Source organism: Geodermatophilus normandii (assembly GCF_003182485.1).
Taxonomy (GTDB): Bacteria; Actinomycetota; Actinomycetes; order Mycobacteriales; family Geodermatophilaceae; genus Geodermatophilus; species Geodermatophilus normandii.
Genome location: NZ_QGTX01000001.1, coordinates 782,551 through 797,899, shown reverse-complemented (window position 1 = coordinate 797,899; position 15,349 = coordinate 782,551). Strand labels below are relative to the sequence as shown.

At 78.2% G+C, this 15,349-nt stretch carries 18 protein-coding genes and 1 riboswitch; of the genes, 7 read left to right on the top strand and 11 right to left on the bottom strand.

The genetic code is table 11. The features are described 5' to 3' along the window. Positions 1 to 58: 58 nt before the first annotated feature. The 3 genes from ygiD to JD79_RS04030 all read left to right on the top strand — a co-directional run bounded on the left by ygiD (position 59) and on the right by JD79_RS04030 (position 2,613). Positions 59 to 910 (top strand): 4,5-DOPA-extradiol-dioxygenase, encoded by an 852-nt coding sequence (gene ygiD / locus JD79_RS04040; protein ID WP_211307856.1) that lies wholly within the window; start codon positions 59 to 61, stop codon positions 908 to 910. Between the two features lie 253 nt (positions 911 to 1,163). Continuing rightward, positions 1,164 to 1,949: a hypothetical protein gene (locus JD79_RS04035; RefSeq protein ID WP_110004486.1), complete on the top strand. Its 786-nt coding sequence runs from the start codon at positions 1,164 to 1,166 to the stop codon at positions 1,947 to 1,949. Further along, positions 1,933 to 2,613 (top strand): class F sortase, encoded by a 681-nt coding sequence (locus JD79_RS04030; RefSeq protein WP_110004485.1) that lies wholly within the window; start codon positions 1,933 to 1,935, stop codon positions 2,611 to 2,613. The genes JD79_RS04035 and JD79_RS04030 overlap by 17 nt, the downstream gene beginning before the upstream one ends. 101 nt (positions 2,614 to 2,714) lie before the next feature. Here JD79_RS04030 and JD79_RS04025 read toward each other — a convergent pair whose 3' ends face one another. From JD79_RS04025 to JD79_RS03975, 11 genes are all read right to left on the bottom strand, one after another. After that, on the bottom strand, positions 2,715 to 3,422 hold the full coding sequence (locus JD79_RS04025; protein ID WP_110004484.1) for an SGNH/GDSL hydrolase family protein: 708 nt from the start codon (positions 3,420 to 3,422) through the stop codon (positions 2,715 to 2,717). After that, positions 3,419 to 4,621 carry a uroporphyrinogen-III C-methyltransferase gene (cobA, locus tag JD79_RS04020; RefSeq protein WP_281270340.1) on the bottom strand — a complete coding sequence of 401 codons (1,203 nt, stop codon included), beginning with the start codon at positions 4,619 to 4,621 and terminating at the stop codon, positions 3,419 to 3,421. Before cobA ends, JD79_RS04025 begins: the two co-directional genes overlap by 4 nt. A gap of 47 nt (positions 4,622 to 4,668) precedes the next feature. Continuing rightward, positions 4,669 to 5,742, bottom strand: a complete 1,074-nt coding sequence (gene cobC, locus JD79_RS04015; RefSeq protein ID WP_110004483.1) for an Rv2231c family histidinol phosphate aminotransferase CobC — start codon at positions 5,740 to 5,742, stop codon at positions 4,669 to 4,671. After that, complete coding sequence (locus JD79_RS04010) at positions 5,739 to 6,086, bottom strand: cobalamin biosynthesis protein (RefSeq protein ID WP_245899649.1); 348 nt, start codon at positions 6,084 to 6,086, stop codon at positions 5,739 to 5,741. The genes cobC and JD79_RS04010 overlap by 4 nt, the downstream gene beginning before the upstream one ends. Continuing rightward, positions 6,077 to 6,928: an energy-coupling factor ABC transporter ATP-binding protein gene (locus JD79_RS04005; protein ID WP_110004482.1), complete on the bottom strand. Its 852-nt coding sequence runs from the start codon at positions 6,926 to 6,928 to the stop codon at positions 6,077 to 6,079. Before JD79_RS04005 ends, JD79_RS04010 begins: the two co-directional genes overlap by 10 nt. Continuing rightward, a complete protein-coding gene (gene cbiQ, locus JD79_RS04000) occupies positions 6,925 to 7,662 on the bottom strand; it encodes a cobalt ECF transporter T component CbiQ (protein WP_110004481.1) in 738 nt (245 codons plus the stop codon). The genes JD79_RS04005 and cbiQ overlap by 4 nt, the downstream gene beginning before the upstream one ends. Beyond that, entirely contained in the window at positions 7,659 to 7,973 is a 315-nt protein-coding gene (locus JD79_RS03995; RefSeq protein ID WP_110004480.1) for an energy-coupling factor ABC transporter substrate-binding protein, read from the bottom strand. Before JD79_RS03995 ends, cbiQ begins: the two co-directional genes overlap by 4 nt. After that, positions 7,970 to 8,656 carry an energy-coupling factor ABC transporter permease gene (locus JD79_RS03990; protein ID WP_110004479.1) on the bottom strand — a complete coding sequence of 229 codons (687 nt, stop codon included), beginning with the start codon at positions 8,654 to 8,656 and terminating at the stop codon, positions 7,970 to 7,972. Before JD79_RS03990 ends, JD79_RS03995 begins: the two co-directional genes overlap by 4 nt. After that, entirely contained in the window at positions 8,643 to 10,031 is a 1,389-nt protein-coding gene (locus JD79_RS03985) for a cobyrinic acid a,c-diamide synthase CobB (RefSeq protein WP_211307855.1), read from the bottom strand. The genes JD79_RS03990 and JD79_RS03985 overlap by 14 nt, the downstream gene beginning before the upstream one ends. Before the next feature lie 103 nt (positions 10,032 to 10,134). Further along, entirely contained in the window at positions 10,135 to 10,749 is a 615-nt protein-coding gene (gene cobO / locus JD79_RS03980) for a cob(I)yrinic acid a,c-diamide adenosyltransferase (RefSeq protein ID WP_110004477.1), read from the bottom strand. A gap of 2 nt (positions 10,750 to 10,751) precedes the next feature. Further along, positions 10,752 to 12,836: a putative cobaltochelatase gene (locus JD79_RS03975; RefSeq protein ID WP_110004476.1), complete on the bottom strand. Its 2,085-nt coding sequence runs from the start codon at positions 12,834 to 12,836 to the stop codon at positions 10,752 to 10,754. A 36-nt stretch (positions 12,837 to 12,872) separates the two neighbouring features. Further along, positions 12,873 to 13,005: riboswitch (cobalamin riboswitch) on the bottom strand. A 64-nt stretch (positions 13,006 to 13,069) separates the two neighbouring features. Between JD79_RS03975 and JD79_RS03970 the strand changes: the two genes are divergently transcribed. Genes JD79_RS03970 through JD79_RS03955 form a run of 4 tightly spaced genes read left to right on the top strand, consistent with a single transcriptional unit; the run spans position 13,070 to position 15,343 of the window. Beyond that, the gene (locus JD79_RS03970) at positions 13,070 to 13,534 is read left to right on the top strand and encodes a hypothetical protein (protein ID WP_110004475.1); all 465 of its coding nucleotides are present in this window, start codon (positions 13,070 to 13,072) and stop codon (positions 13,532 to 13,534) included. Further along, the gene (locus tag JD79_RS03965; RefSeq protein ID WP_110004474.1) at positions 13,531 to 13,989 is read left to right on the top strand and encodes a hypothetical protein; all 459 of its coding nucleotides are present in this window, start codon (positions 13,531 to 13,533) and stop codon (positions 13,987 to 13,989) included. The genes JD79_RS03970 and JD79_RS03965 overlap by 4 nt, the downstream gene beginning before the upstream one ends. Then, complete coding sequence (locus tag JD79_RS03960) at positions 13,986 to 14,279, top strand: transcriptional regulator (RefSeq protein WP_110004473.1); 294 nt, start codon at positions 13,986 to 13,988, stop codon at positions 14,277 to 14,279. The genes JD79_RS03965 and JD79_RS03960 overlap by 4 nt, the downstream gene beginning before the upstream one ends. Beyond that, positions 14,276 to 15,343, top strand: coding sequence for an AbrB family transcriptional regulator (locus JD79_RS03955; RefSeq protein WP_110004472.1), 1,068 nt, complete (start codon positions 14,276 to 14,278; stop codon positions 15,341 to 15,343). Before JD79_RS03960 ends, JD79_RS03955 begins: the two co-directional genes overlap by 4 nt. The last annotated feature ends 6 nt before the right edge of the window (positions 15,344 to 15,349 follow it).

Below are 15,349 nucleotides of genomic sequence, written 5' to 3'. Positions count from 1 at the left end.
CCCGCGGGGCGGGCATGATCCGGACGGGACCGGATCGCCGTCGCGGGAGGAGAGCCGCATGACCCTCATGCCCGCCGCCTTCATCGGGCACGGCAACCCGATGAACGCCCTCGAGCGCAACCGCTACACCGAGGCCTGGCGGGCCTTCGGCCGTGCGGTGCCCCGGCCGCGGGCGATCCTCGTCGTCTCGGCGCACTGGTACGTGCACGCCACCGCGGTGACGGCGATGCCGCGCCCGCGCACCATCCACGACTTCTTCGGCTTCCCCGCCGAGCTCTTCGACGTCTCCTACGACGCGCCGGGCCTCCCCGAGCTGCACGAGCAGGTCGCCGACGTCGTCTCGCCGACCTGGGTGGGCGCCGACCGCGACAGCTGGGGGATCGACCACGGCGCGTGGTCGGTCCTGCTGCACGCCTTCCCCGAGGCCGACATCCCGGTCGTCCAGCTCTCGATCAACGCGCTCAAGGGGGTCGACTACCACCTGCAGATGGGTGCCGCGCTCGCTCCGCTGCGGGAGGACGGCGTCCTGGTGGTCGGCAGCGGCAACGTGGTGCACAACCTCGGCGGGGTCAGCCGGGCCCTGCCCGACGCCGGGTTCGACTGGGCGCAGCGCTTCGACTCCGCCGCGCGGGAGCTCATGCTCACCGACCCGAGCGCGATCGGGCGTCTCGACGGCCACCGCGACTTCGACCTCGCCGTCCCCACGCCCGACCACTTCCTGCCGCTGCTCTACGTGGCGGGCATGGCCGGCGCCACGGGCACGACGGCGGAGGTGCTCGTCGACGGTTACGCCTACGGGTCGCTGTCGATGACGTCGTACACGGTCGGCATGCCGGCGCCCGACGCCGCCGGCAGCGGCGTGGCCGCGCCCCTCCCGGACGGCCCTCCGCCGGACGGCGCCAACATCTGAGCCAGGGCTCCGCTGCCCCACCGCCCGCAGGCGTGCGGCGGGTCCTCCCGGCGGGCCGGTGGTCCGTTCACTCCGGAGCGTGACGGCGAGCCGCCAGGACGGGGGAGTCCGTCACCGATCGATGTCACGGTCGTTCCCCCCGGCAGGTACGCCGCTCCAGTCCTGACATCCCCGGGGGGTCCCCTTGTCGCCGTCCTCGCACCGTTCCCCGACCCGCGGGCCGCGCGGCCGACGGGCGCTCGTCGTCACCGGCGTGCTCGCCGCGGTGGTCGCCGGCCCCGGTGTCGCCTCGGCCGAGGAGCCCGCTCCGGGGGCCGCGCTGGAGGAGGCCCTGGGGAGCGTGCTCGGTCAGGCGACCGGGGGCGGGGGCGAGGGCGGGGGCGAGGGTGGGGGCGAGGTCCCCTCCCCGCCCGTCCCGGTGCCCGGCGCCCCGCAGCCGCCGGCTCCGGAGGGCGCCCCGGCCACGGCGGCCGAGGAGGGGCCGCTGCCGCCCGCTCCGCCGGAGCTGCTGGGGGCGCTGCAGTCGCTGCTGACCCCGCTGGGCGTGCCGGAGACCTGCGTCCAGGGCGTGGCCGACGGGGTCGAGGACCTGCTGGACGGGATCCTGTCGCAGGACCCGCAGGTCGCGCTCGGCGACCTCGTCGGCGGCCTCGAGGGCGCCCTGACCGGGCTCGCCTCCGGTCAGCCGCCGGCGCTGGACCCCGCCGTCCTCGGGACCGGCGCCGCCGACGTCGCCGCGGACGTGGAGGCGCTGCTCGCGGCCTTCCAGGCGTGCCTCCCCGCGCTGCCCGCGGCGCCGGAGACCCCCGCGCCCGCACCGCAGCCCTCGCCCGAGGTCCCGCAGGCGGTGCCCGTGGCCGCGCCGGTCGCCGAGCAGCCGGCCCACTACCTCGGCTACGCCCCCACCGGCGGCGGCGAGGGCGTCGAGACAGACGGTCCCGGCACCGCCGTCCCGCTGGCCGTCCTGGGGGGTCTGCTGGTCGCCGGCGGCACCGGTGCCGCCGTCTCCCGGGCGCGGTCCCGTGCGGTCGGTCGCTAGGGAGCTCTCGGGCCAGCGGCTGCCGCTGCTGGTCTTCCTCGTCGTCCTCCTCGCGGGGGCCGGCGTCTTCGTGTGGACCGCCCGCCCGGCGGCCGACACCGCCGCGCCGACCCCCGCGACCTCGCTGGGAGCGGTGCCGGCGACCGGGGAGGTGCCCGCCCTCCCCGCCGCCGGGACGCCGGCCGACGGGCCGGTCGTGCCCGGGCGGATCGTGGTCCCCGCGATCGGCGTCGACACCGCGGTCGAGTCGCGCGGCACGGTGCAGTACGAGAACCCGTTCACCGGGCGGACCGTCGACGGCTACGACGTGCCGCGGTCCATGCGCACGACCTCCTGGTGGTCCGACGGGCCGGCCCCGGGCTCCGGGCAGATGGCGGTCGTGCTCGGTCACGCCGGGGCCGACGGCGGTGCGGTGTTCGACCGGCTGTCCGAGCTCTCCCCGGGCGACGAGGTGCTCCTGGTCGACGCCGGCGGCGCCTACCTGCGGCTGGCGGTCCTCGGCGAGCCGGTGACCGGATTGGACAAGGCCACCTCCGCGCTGGCCGACACGCTCAACCGGCACCCCGCGGACGCCGACCTCGCGCTGGTCACCTGCGGCGGGGAGTTCGACGAGGCGGCCGGGGCCAGCGAGGACAACACGGTCGTCTTCGCCCGCGTCGTCTGACGGGGGCTCCGGCTGCGGCTCAGCGTCGGGCAGGAAGGCCGACCGCAGGCCCGGGCCGATCCGGTGCACGGGGAAGGGTGGACGCCGTGACAGCAGGACTGCTACGTCGACATCGGAAGTGCCGTGTCCGCCAGGGCGGTGGCCCAGGCCCGGCAGGCGGCGGCGCTCGGGTGGAAGCCGTCGTCGGCGAACAGCCCCGGCCCGTCCATCGGCGGAGCGGGCGCGTGCCGGACGCCCGGGCGGACCAGGCGCTCCAGCTCGCCGTCGAGGGCGCGGGCCTGCCGGCCGAGCACCCCGCGCAGCGGCTGCGGCAGGGTCGGGAAGCGGGCCACGTCCGGCAGCCCGGCGAGCACCACGACGCCGCCCGCCGCGGTGAGCGGGGCCAGCGCGTCCAGCAGCGCGCGGACGTCGCGGCGCCAGGCGGCCCGGCCGCGCAGCCGCAGCGTGTCGTTGACGCCGAGGACCACGAGGACGACGTCGGCGGGCGGGCCGGCCAGCCCGGGGACCAGGCGCACGAGGGCCTGCGCGGCCGTCGTCCCGGTGCGGGCGGACAGCCGCCAGCGCACCTCCCGGCCGCCGCGGCCGGCCAGCGCGGCGGCGAACCGGGCGGCCAGCGCGTCCTCCTGGGTGGCCACCCCGACCCCGGCGGCGGGTGACTCCCCGAGCACCGCGACGGTCAGCGGCGGTGCGCCCCCGGGGACGACGCCGCTGCGCGGGCCCGCGGCCTCCGGCAGCACGGGCGTGCGGCGGCGCACCCCGGCGCCCTGCACCAGCAGGACCGGCGCCAGGGCGAGGGCCAGCGGGCTCACGGCTCGTTCCGCGCCCCCAGCGCGACGACCTCGCCGACCACCCACACCGCGGGCGGGCGGATGCCCTCCTCGGTCAGCGTCCGCGCCAGGCCCGCGAGCGTCGTCCGGACGGCGCGCTGGGTGGCCGTCGACCCGTCGGCGACGACGGCGACCGGCGTCTCCGGCGCCCGCCCGTGCTCGACCAGCGCCGCGGCGATCGCCCCGGCGGTGTCCACGCCCATGAGCACCACCACGGTGCCGCGCAGCCGCCCCAGGGCCGCCCAGTCGACCAGCGACTGCGGGTGTCCCGGCGGCACGTGCCCGGAGACGACGACGAACTCGTGGGTCAGCCCGCGGTGGGTGACGGGGATGCCGGCCAGCGCGGGGACGGCGATCGCGCTGGTCACGCCCGGGACCACCTCGACCGGCACGCCCGCGGCGACGCACGCCTCGAGTTCCTCCATGCCGCGGCCGAAGACGAACGGGTCGCCGCCCTTGAGCCGCACCACCCGCCTGCCGGCCAGCGCGTGCTCCACCAGCAGCGCGTTGATCTGCTCCTGCGCCATCGACCGCCCGCGCGGCAGCTTCGAGGCGTCGATGACCTCGACCTCCGGCGGCAGCGAGGCCAGCAGCGACTGCGGCGCCAGGTGGTCGGCCAGCACGACGTCGGCCTGCGCGACCGCCTGCTGCCCGCGCACGGTGATCAGCCCGGGGTCGCCCGGCCCGCCGCCGACGAGGACCACGCTCCCGGCCCGGCCGCCCGAGGGCTCGCGGGCGGCGCGGTCGCGGATGCTGCCGTCGGACAGCCCGGCGACGACGGCGTCGCGCACGCCGACCGCCCGCTGCGGGTCGCCGCCGCCGTGCACGCCGACCACGAGGTCGCCCTGCCGGCCGACGGCGGGCGTCCAGACGCTGGAGGCCGACCGGTCGTCGGCGCGGGCGCAGAAGACCCGCAGCCGCTCGGCCTCCCCGGCCACGGCCGCGTTGACGGCGGGGTCGTCGGTGGCGGCGACGGCGTACCAGGCGCCGTCGAGGTCGCCGTCCTGGTAGCCGCGGCGCACCCACGTGAGGGAGCCCGGGGCGACCAGTGCCTCCAGGGCCGGCGTCACCTCCGGGCTGACCACGGTGACCCGCGCGCGGGCCTCGAGCAGCCCGGCCACGCGGCGGTGGGCGACCTGGCCGCCGCCGACCACGACGACGCGGCGGTCGAGCAGGCGCAGGCCGACGGGGTAGACGACGCCGGATCCGGGGTCGACGGGCGTGGCGTTCAGCGGTGCTCCTCCGGGACGGCGGCCGGCTGCGACGTCGTCGTCGGCACCGGACCGGGGATCTCGGTCCCCAGGATCGCAGCGAGGTCCGCGGCGAACGCACGGGAGGTGCCGGGATCCCGGACGGCCACCCGCAGGTGGTCGGCGGACAGCCCGGGGAAGGTGTCGCCGCGGCGCACCGCCCACCCGCGGTCGCGCAGCGCCGCGCGCACCCGCGCGCCACCGGGCACCCGCAGCAGCACGAACGACGAGGCCGGCTGCCCGACGACGGCGACGCCGGGCGGCAGGGCGGCCAGCAGCGCGGCGCGGTGCCCGGCCAGCTCGCGTGCGGCGGCGTCGGCCTCGGCGCGGGCGGCCGCGGTCGTGCAGGCGACGGCGGCGGCCAGCGCCGGCGTGGACAGCGGCCAGTGCGGCTGCGCGGCCGCCAGCGCGGCCACCAGGTCGGCCGGGCCGAGCGCGTAGCCCACGCGCAGGCCGGCCAGCCCCCACGTCTTGGTCAGGCTGCGCACCACGAGCAGGCCGGGCAGGTCGGTGCGGCCGGCCAGCGACGCGGGCTCCCCGGGCACGGTGTCGGCGAAGGCCTCGTCGACCAGCAGCACGCGGCCGGGGCGGGCCAGCGCGGCGACGTGGCGGTGCGGGTGCAGCACCGACGTCGGGTTGGTCGGGTTGCCCAGCACCACCAGGTCGGCGTCGTCGGGCACCTCCCGCAGGCGGTAGTGCGGGGGCTCGAGCAGCAGCCGCTCCACCCGGTGCCCGGCCGCGCGCAGTGCCGCCTCCGGCTCGGTGAACGAGGGGTGCACGACCACGGCCCGCCGGGGGGTGAGCGCGCGGGCGACCAGCACGAACGCCTCCGCCGCGCCCGCGGTGAGCAGCACCTCGGCGGGGTCGCGGCCGTGCGCCGCGGCGACCGCGGCGCGGGCCGGGCCGGCGTCGGGATAGGCGGCGACGTCGTCCAGCGCCGTCCGCAGGACGGCGCGCAGCCACGGTGGCGGCGTCCCCGCGCGGACGTTGACGGCGAGGTCGGTCAGCCCCGTGGCGAGGTCGTCGTCGCCGTGGTGGTGCAGGGGGTTCACGCGGCGACCGCCACCGTCACGCGCCCGTGCACCGTCTTGCCCACCACCAGCCGCCCGCCGCCGAGCAGCGCGGCGGCCTCGGCCACCGACGCCGTCCCCACGGCCGCGGCCACCCGCGCCGACGGCGAGGGCACCGCGACCGCGGCCAGGGCCCCGGCCGGGTGGCCGGTCAGCGGCCAGCCGCGCGCCGCCGCCGCACCGGCCAGCCCCGGCTCGGTGGCGCGCACGTCGAGGGTGGCCAGCGCGGTCACCCGGGCCCCGGCGGGCAGGACGGCGTCGACCGCGGCCAGCACCTCCTCGGGCGAGACCCCGGCTCCCGCGCCGACGCCGACCGTCACGTCCACGGGGTGACGCCGGGCCGGTCGGGGAGGGCGGCCAGCAGCGCGGCGGCGTCGCGGGGGAGGGGACCGCCGGGCAGCAGGCCGAGGTCGCGCAGCCGGGCGCCCACGGTCAGCGCCCAGGGCCGGTCGAGGCGGGCACGGGCGAGCAGGCCGTCGTCGGCGAGGAGGTCCTCGGGAGCCCCCTGGACCACCCGCCGGTCCACGACGACGGCCACCTCGTCGGCCCAGCGCAGCGCCAGGTCGACGTCGTGGGTGCTCATGACCACCGTGGAGCCCGACAGCTGCAGCCGGTCGAGCGCGGCCAGCGCCTCGGTGACGGCGGAGGGGTCGAGGCCGGCGGTGGGCTCGTCGAGCAGCAGGACGCAGGGGCGCATCGCCACCGCGCCGGCGATCGCCACCCGCTTGCGCTCGCCGTAGGAGAGCTGGTGGGTGGGGCGGGAGGCGAGCCCGTCGACGGCGAGCAGCGCGAGCGCCTCGGCCACCCGCGTGCGGACCTCCTCCTCGGGCAGGCCGAGGTTGAGCGGGCCGAAGGAGACGTCCTGGGCCACCGAGGCGCTGAACAGCTGGTCGTCGGGGTCCTGCAGCACCAGCTGGACCTCCTGGCGGTGCGCGCGCAGGCCCCGGCGGGTGTGGTGCAGCAGCTCGCCGTCGACGGCGACCCCGCCGGCGTCGGGCCGCAGCGCGCCGGACAGGCAGCGCAGCAGCGTCGTCTTGCCCGAGCCGTTGGCGCCCAGCAGCGCCAGCCGGCGCCCGGCGGGGACGGTCAGCGAGGCGCCGTCGAGGACGCGGCGGCCGCGCTCGTAGCCGACGACCAGGCCCTCGGCGGTGAGGCTGCGGTGGCTCACGCGGCGAGCACCCCGACGGCGACCAGGGCCGCCAGCCCGGCCGCGGTGGCGGCGAGGAAACCCCGGGAGGAGGGCAGGGACTCGGGCAGCACCCGCAGGCCGGTCTCCATCCCGCGGCCGGCGAGGCCCTCCTGCAGGCGGCGGGCGCGGTCGAAGGACCGGGTGAACACCGCCGCGGCCAGCGCCCCCGACGACCGGTAGGAGCGGCGCCAGGTGGAGTGGCCCACGCGGGCGGTCTGCGCCTCGCGGATGGTGGTCAGGCTCTGCAGCAGGACGAACAGCAGCCGGTAGGTCACCCCGGCCACCTCGACGACGGCGGCGGGGACGCCCAGCCGGCGCAGCGCGGCCAGCAGGTCGGTCACCGGGGTGGTGGTGGCCAGCAGCAGCACCGCGGCGCCGCCGGCGAGGGAGTGGCCGACCAGCGCGCCGGCCCGGGCCGCGGCGTCCGGCGCCCAGCCGACCCCGCCGTCGCCGACCGACACGACGGCGGTCAGCGCGCCGACGGCGACGAAGGCCAGCGGCCAGCGCACCGCGCGGCCGAAGGTGCGCGCCGGCACCCGGGCCGGCCCGAGGGCGAGCACCACGGCGGCGAGCCCGACCAGGACGCCGGCCGGCCACACCGGCAGGACGAGCGCGCAGACGACCAGGCCCGCGCTGAGCAGCAGCTTGTCCAGTGGTGAGCGGGTGCGCCAGGCACTGGCCCAGGCGGCGTCGTCGACCGCCAGCCCGGTCACGGTCCGGCGTCCTCGGCCCGCTCGGCCTGCCGCGGGGTCTGCCGGCGTCCGCGCAGCCGGCCGAGCACGTAGCCGAGCACCCCGCCGCCGAGCGCGGCCTGCACTGCGAACAGCCCCGACTCCACCTCGCTCGACGACGGGCTGAACACCGACTCGAACCAGGGCGTGTGGCCGGAGTCCTCGACGGCCTCGGCCGCCTGGCTGTCGGTGCCCGCGTACTCGGCGGCGCCGCCGTCCAGCGCCAGCGGGAGGGCGAACAGCGCCACCACCGCCAGCACGAGCAGCGCGGTGACCAGGCGGCGGCGGGTCACCGGGCCTCCTCCGGGGTGGCCGCGGGGCGCAGCACGCCGAGGCGCTCGAGCTCGGGCCGGGCGTTGACCACCAGCACCCGGAACAGCAGCACGCCGAGCAGTCCCTCGCCGATCGCCAGCGGCACCTGGGTGACGGCGAAGATGCCGAGGAACTTCCCGGCCGCGGCGGGGAAGCCGCCGTCGGCGTCGGGGAAGGCCAGGGCCAGCTGCAGCGCCGTCGTGACGTAGGTGGCCAGGTCGGCCAGCGCGAGCGCGACGAAGACGCCGGGCATCAGCCCGCCGCCCAGGGCCCGGGTGAGCCGGTAGGCGCCGTAGCCGACCCACGGCCCGGCGACCGCCATGGAGAACGCGTTGGCGCCGAGCGTGGTCAGCCCGCCGTGGGCCAGCAGCAGCGCCTGGAACAGCAGGACGACCGTGCCGAGCAGCGCCATCACCGGCGGGCGGAACAGCACCGCCCCCGCGCCGGTGCCGGTCGGGTGGCTGGAGCTGCCGGTGACCGAGGGCAGCTTGACCGCGCTCAGGACGAAGGTGAACGCCCCGGCCGCGCCGAGCAGCAGCGTCGACTCCGGGTGCTCGCGCACCTCGCGGACCACGGCGCGGGCGCCGTGCACGACGAACGGGGCGGCGGCGAGGGTCCAGCCGAGCGCGTGCGGTGCCGGCAGCAGGCCCTCAGCGATGTGCATGGCGCGCTCCCTCCGGGACGGCCGCCGCGCAGGCGGCCACGAACCGTTCGGCCAGTGCCGGGGAGCCGGCCCAGTGCAGGTGCAGGTAGGAGGCGTGCACGGAGCCGGACACGAAGCCCTCCGGAGCCGACGCCGACCACTGCCAGGCGGGGGTGGGGCCGGCGGCGGGGAGGGCGTGCGTGCGGTGGAACTCGTGGCCCCGCACGCGGGTGCCCGCGCGGGCCAGCACGCTGTCGGTGAGCGCCACCGCCGAGCGGTAGCCGAGGGTCAGCCGCGGCGTCATCGCCGTCGCGACGTCGAGGACCCCGCACATCGGCGAGCCGTCCAGCTCGCGGGACAGGTACAGCAGCCCGGCGCACTCGGCGGCGACCGGGGCGCCGCGGGCGGCCAGTGCCGCGATGTCGGCACGCAGCGTCGTGTTGGCCGAGAGCTGGTCGGCGTAGACCTCGGGGAAGCCGCCGCCGACGACCAGGCCCGCGGTGCCCTCGGGCAGCGCCTCGTCCCGCAGCGGGTCGACGGTCACCACCTCGGCGCCGGCGGCCGCGAGCAGCTCGGCGTGCTCGGCGTAGCCGAAGGTGAAGGCCGGCCCGCCGGCGACGGCGACGCGCGGCCGCCCGGGCGTGGGGGTCACCTCGGCGGCGGGGTCCCACGGCGCGGCAGCCAGGTCGGGTGCGGTGCGGGCCAGCCGCAGCACGGCGTCGAGGTCGACGCCGCCGGCGACCACCTCGCCCAGCCGGCGCACGGTGGCCACCGCCTCGGCGGAGCGCTCCGCGGCCGGCACCAGCCCCAGGTGCCGCGAGGGCGTCCCCAGCTCGGCCAGCCGCCGGACCGCCCCGAGCACCGGCACACCGGCGGCGTCGAGCGCCTCGCGCAGGATCGCCTCGTGCCGGTCGCTGCCGACCCGGTTGAGCACCACGCCGCCGAGCCGCACCGACGGGTCGAAGGTGGCGAACCCGTGCACCAGCGCCGCGACGCTGCGCGCCTGCGAGGAGGCGTCGACGACCAGCACGACCGGCGCGCGCAGCAGCCGCGCGACGTGCGCCGTCGAGGCGAAGCCGGGCTCGACCTCGGGGTGCGTGGCGCCGTCGAACAGGCCCATGACCCCCTCGACGACGGCGACGTCGGCCCCGCGCGCGCCGTGCAGGAACAGCGGCGCGATGCGCTCCTCGCCGGCCAGCCAGGGGTCGAGGTTGCGGCCCGGCCGCCCGGCGGCCAGGCCCGCGTAGCCCGGGTCGATGTAGTCGGGGCCGACCTTGTGCGGGGAGACGGCCAGGCCGCGGGCGGTGAGCGCCGCGACCAGCCCGGTGGTGAGCGACGTCTTGCCCGCGTTGCTCGACGGGGCGGCGACCACCACGCGCGGGACGGCGGTGCTCACGACGCCTGGTCCCCACCGCGGCGAGATCGGCGGTCTCGCACGGTCCGAGGCGCGCAGGCGTGCGAGACCGCCGATCTCGCCGGGCGGACGACCGACGGCACGCTCACCACTCGATCCCCCGCTGGCCCTTCTGACCGGCGTCCATCGGGTGCTTGACCTTGGTCATCTCCACGACCAGGTCGGCGGCGTCGACCAGCGCCTGCGGGGCGTCGCGGCCGGTGACGACGACGTGCTGGGTGCCCGGCCGGTCCGTCAGCGTCTCGACGACGTCGTCGACGTCCACCCAGCCCCACTTCAGCGGGTAGGTGAACTCGTCGAGGACGTAGAAGCGGTGCGCCTCGGCGGCGAGGTCGCGCTTGATCTGGGCCCAGCCCTCGGCGGCGTCGGCGGCGTGGTCGACCTCGGTGCCCTGGCGGCGCGACCAGCTCCAGCCCGAGCCCATCTTGTGCCAGACCACCGGGCCGCCCTCGCCGGTCTCGGCGTGCAGCCGGCCCAGCGCGGTCAGCGCGCTCTCCTCGCCGACCCTCCACTTCGCGCTCTTGACGAACTGGTACACCGCGACGGACCAGCCCTGGTTCCACGCGCGCATCGCCATGCCGAACGCGGCGGTGGACTTGCCCTTCATCTCGCCGGTGTGCACGACGAGCAGCGGCCGGTTGCGCCGCTGCCGCGTCGTCAGCCCGTCCTGCGGGACGACGGCGACCTGTCCCTGGGGCATCGTCAGGCCGCCTCTCGCACGCTGCGCACGGTCGCGGCGAGCGACTCCGCCGCCAGGTCCTCGAGCCGGAGCGTCGTGGCCCCGAGCGCGGTGCCGAGGACGCCGGCCAGCCCGAGGCGCACCGGCCCGGACTCGCAGTCGACGACGACGGCCGCCGTCCCCGCGGCCGCCAGCCGCCGGGCGGCCGCGTGGGCCGCGCCCAGGGCGTCGGAGCCGCGCGCGCCGGTGGCCCGGCCGTCGGTGACGACGACGAGCAGCGGCCGGCGCTGCGGATCGCGCACCCGCTCCACGCGCAGGGTCTCCGCGGCCCGCAGCAGTCCCGCGGCCAGGGGGGTGCGGCCGCCGGTGGGCAGCTCGCGCAGCCGGGCGGCGGCGGCCTCCACCGACCAGGTGGGCGGCAGCGCCAACTCGGCGTCGCCGCCGCGGAAGGTGACCAGGCCGACCTTGTCGCGGCGCTGGTAGGCGTCGAGCAGCAGCGACAGCACCGCGCCCTTGACCGCGCCCATCCGCGCCCGCGAGCCCATCGAGCCGCTGGCGTCGACGACGAAGAGCACGAGGTTGCCCTCGCGGCCCTCGAGGATGGCCTGGCGCAGGTCCTCGCGGGCGATCCGCAGCCCCGGGCCGCTGCGCCCGCGCGCCACCTGGTGCGGTGCCGCGGCCAGCACGGTGTCGACCAGGTGCAGCCGCGACACCGGCCCCGACGGGCGGACCGAGCCGACCACGCGCCCGCGCTCGGCTCGCGCCTTCGACCGCCGTCCGGCCGCGCCCGCACCGGTGCCGGGCACCTCGAGCCGGCGGGTGCGGAACGGGTCCGACGGCGCGACGGCGGCCTTCTCCCGCGCCGGCGCGCCCGGGGTCTCCTCGCCGCTCTCCGGTGAGCCCTCGTCGCGGGAACGACCCTCCTGGGGACCCGGGCCGCCGTCGTCCGGGCCGCCGTCGTCCGGGCCGGCGTCGTCCGGGCCGGCGTCGTCCGGGCCGGCGTCGTCCGGGCCGGCGTCGTCCGGGCCGGCGTCGTCACCCCGCGGAGGCGGGGGAGCGCCGCCGTCGCCGGGGCCGTCGGGGGGCGGCGGGTCGTCGTCGGGGCGCGAGTCCTCCAGCGCCCGGTCGAGGGTGTCGTCGTCGAGGCCCGGCGCGTCGAACGGGTTGCGCCGGCGGCGGTGCGGCAGCGCCAGGCGGGCGGCGACCCGGACGTCGTCCTCGGTGACCTCCTCGCGGCCGCACCAGGCGGCGTGCGCGATCGCGGCGCGGGCGGTGACCAGGTCGGCGCGCAGGCCGTCGACGTCGAAGGCGGCGCAGACGGCGGTGACCTGGCGCAGCGCGTCGTCGGAGAGGACGACGCGCGGCAGGCGGGCGCGCGCGTCGGCGATCCGCGCGGCCAGCGTCGCCTCCTCGGTCGCCCACGCGGTCCCGAAGCCGGCCGGGTCGGCGTCGTACGCGAACCGCCGGCGCACCACCTCGGCGCGCACCGCCGGGTCGCGCGGCGCGGCGACCTCCACGGTGAGCCCGAACCGGTCGAGCAGCTGCGGGCGCAGCTCCCCCTCCTCGGGGTTCATCGTCCCGACCAGCAGGAAGCGCGCCGCGTGCCGCACCGAGACGCCCTCGCGCTCGACGTAGGCGGTGCCCAGGGCGGCGGCGTCGAGCAGCAGGTCGACGAGGTGGTCGTGCAGCAGGTTGACCTCGTCGACGTAGAGGACGCCCCGGTGTGCGGCGGCGAGCAGGCCGGGCTCGAAGGCCTTCACGCCCTCGGTGAGTGCCCGCTCGAGGTCCAGCGAGCCGACGACGCGGTCCTCCGAGGCACCCACCGGCAGCTCCACGAGCCGGGCGGGGCGGGTCTGCGCGGGCGCCGCGGGCTCGTGCGGGCCGTCGGGGCAGGCCGGGTCGGGCGCGGCGGGGTCGCAGGCGAACCGGCACCCGGGGACGACGGCGACGGAGGGGAGGACGGCGGCCAGCGCGCGCACCGTCGTCGACTTGGCCGTGCCCTTCTCGCCGCGCACCAGCACGCCGCCGATGGCGGGGGAGACGGCGTTGAGGAGCAGGGCGAGCCGCATGTCGTCCATCCCGACGACGGCACCGAAGGGGTAGGTCATGCGGCAGGGATCCTCTCCCCGGGTGTCCACGCCCGGAGGTGGCAGGAGGCGACGGCGGGAGTTCCTGACTCCCCGGGTGGCCGGGTCACAGTGGCGGGACCGCGCCGGAGTCGCACCGGGCTTCCTCCACTGCCGTCGCTGTGGCGGCGCCCATGCAACCACGCGGAACGCGCGGTCGACAGGCCGGGGCGGTGACTTGACGGATCGGAAAGTGACGGGCCAGACTTTCCGACATGGAAAGCCACGGCACCACGGACCGCACCACCGCGGCCGAGCAGCTCGCCGCCCTCCAGGACCAGCGCAGCGCGCTGGCCGACCGCGTCGTCCAGCCCTGGTGGTACGACGCGCTGCTCGGCCTGCTCGTGGCCGGGTTCGTCAGCAGCTACGCGACCCGCGACGCCCGCTGGATCACCCTGGCCCTCGTCGTCCTCGCGCTGGGCGGCCTCGGGCTGGTGCAGGTGTACCGGCGGAGGACCGGCCTGTGGGTGAGCGGGCTGCGGCCGGGGGCGACGCAGCGGGCGATCCGCGCCTGGGCGGTGCTCTACGCGGTCGTCCTCGCCGCGGGCGCGGTGGCCGAGTTCCTCATGCAGGTGCGCGGGGCCATGGTGGTGGCCGGGGTGGTGATCGGCGCCGGCCTCGTGCTGGTCAGCCGCTGGTGGGCCCGCCTCTACGTCGCCGAGCTGCGGGGCGGGCTGTGAGCGCCGGCGACCGGCACCCCGGATCGGCGGAGGCGGCTGCGCAGCTCGCCGCGCTGCGGGCCGACCGGGAGGCGCTGGCCGACCGGGTGCTGCAGCCGTGGTGGTACGACGTCGCGCTCGGCCTGCTGCTCTTCGGCTTCCTGGCGTCCTACGCCGCGGACTCCCCCTGGGTGACGCTCCCGGCGCTGGTCCTCTTCGGCGCCGGCCTGGGAGGTCTGGTGGCGGCCTACCGGCGGATCACCGGCGTCTGGGTCACCGCGCCCCCGCGGTTCGTCGCGCTGTGGGCGGTGGTCGTCCTGGTCGTCCTGGTGCCCGCGTTCCTGCTCGCGGAGGGCGCCGGCCGGCACTGGGTCATGGTGGTGGCCGGTGCGGTCCTGGGGGTCGCCGCCGGCGTGCTCAGCCGGGTGTGGAGCCGCCGGTGGGTGGCCGAGCTGCGCAGCGGGAGCGGGCTGTGACCGCGGTGGCGCCGCACTTCGACGCGGTGATCCACCCGCCGCCGCGGCTGCAGATCTGCGGACTGCTCGCCGCCGTGGACACGATGGAGTTCGCCGCCGTGCGCGACCGGGTCGGCGTCAGCGACTCCGTGCTGTCCAAGCACGTCAAGCAGCTCGAGGAGGCCGGCTACGTGCAGGTCAGGAAGGCGACCGTGGCCGCGCGCCAGCGGACCAGCCTGGCGCTCACGGAGGACGGGCGGCGCGCGTTCGACGCCCACGTCGCCGAGCTGCGCCGCATCGCCGGTCTGTGAGGAGGCCCCGACCGGATCCGCGCCTCCTCGCCGACGCAGCCCTCGTCCTCGCCGGTGCCGCCCTGGCCGGCTGGCTGCTCGGCCGGGCGGGCGTCCCCTCCGCCGCCCTGTTCGGCGGACTGCTCGCCGGCCTGGTCCGGGGGCTGGCCGGGCGCCGGCCGCTCGGCGTGCCCCGGCCCGCCGTCGCCGCGTCGCAGGCGGTCGTCGGCGTCTCGATCGGGGTGCTGGTCGACCCCGGGACCCTGGCGGCGCTCGGCGAGGACTGGCTGCCGGTCGTGCTCGTCACCCTGGCCACGCTGCTGCTCACCGTCGGCGCCGGGCTGCTGCTGCGCCGCCAGCCCGGGATCAGCCCGGTGACCGGGGCGTTCGCGATGATCGCGGGCGGGGCGTCGGGGATCACCGCGATGGCCCGCGACCTCGGCGCCGACGACCGCATGGTCGCCGTCCTGCAGTACCTGCGCGTGGTGCTCATCGTCGTCGCCATGCCGGTCGTGGCGACGACGGTCTACGGGGCCGACCCCGGTGCCGGGACCGCCGTCACGGAGGAGGCCGCCCCGGGCTGGCCGGCCGGACTCCTGGTCACCGCCGGCTGCGCCGGGGGCGGCGTGCTGCTCGCCCGGCTGGTCCGGCTGCCCGTGCCGGCGCTGCTCGGGCCGCTCCTGGTGGCCGCCGCGGTGGACCTCGGGGGGCTGTCGGGCGGTGCGACCGTGCCCGGCCCGGTCGAGGCGGCCGCGTTCGTCCTCATCGGCCTGCAGGTGGGCGTGCGGTTCACCGTGGCCGCCCTGCGCACGGTCGGCCGCGCCCTGCTGCCGGCGCTGGCCGTCATCGTCGGGCTGGTCCTCGCCTGCGCGGGGCTCGGGGTGGTGCTGTCGGCGGCCACCGGGGTCAGCGAGCTCGACGCCTACCTCGCGACGACGCCCGGCGGCCTCTACGCGGTCCTCGCCACGGCCACCGGCACGGGCGCCGACGCGACGTTCGTGCTCGCCGTCCAGGTGCTGCGGCTGTTCGTCATGCTGCTCGCCGCACCGCTCATCGCCGGCAGGCTGCGCCGCGGACCGGCCTGACCGCGA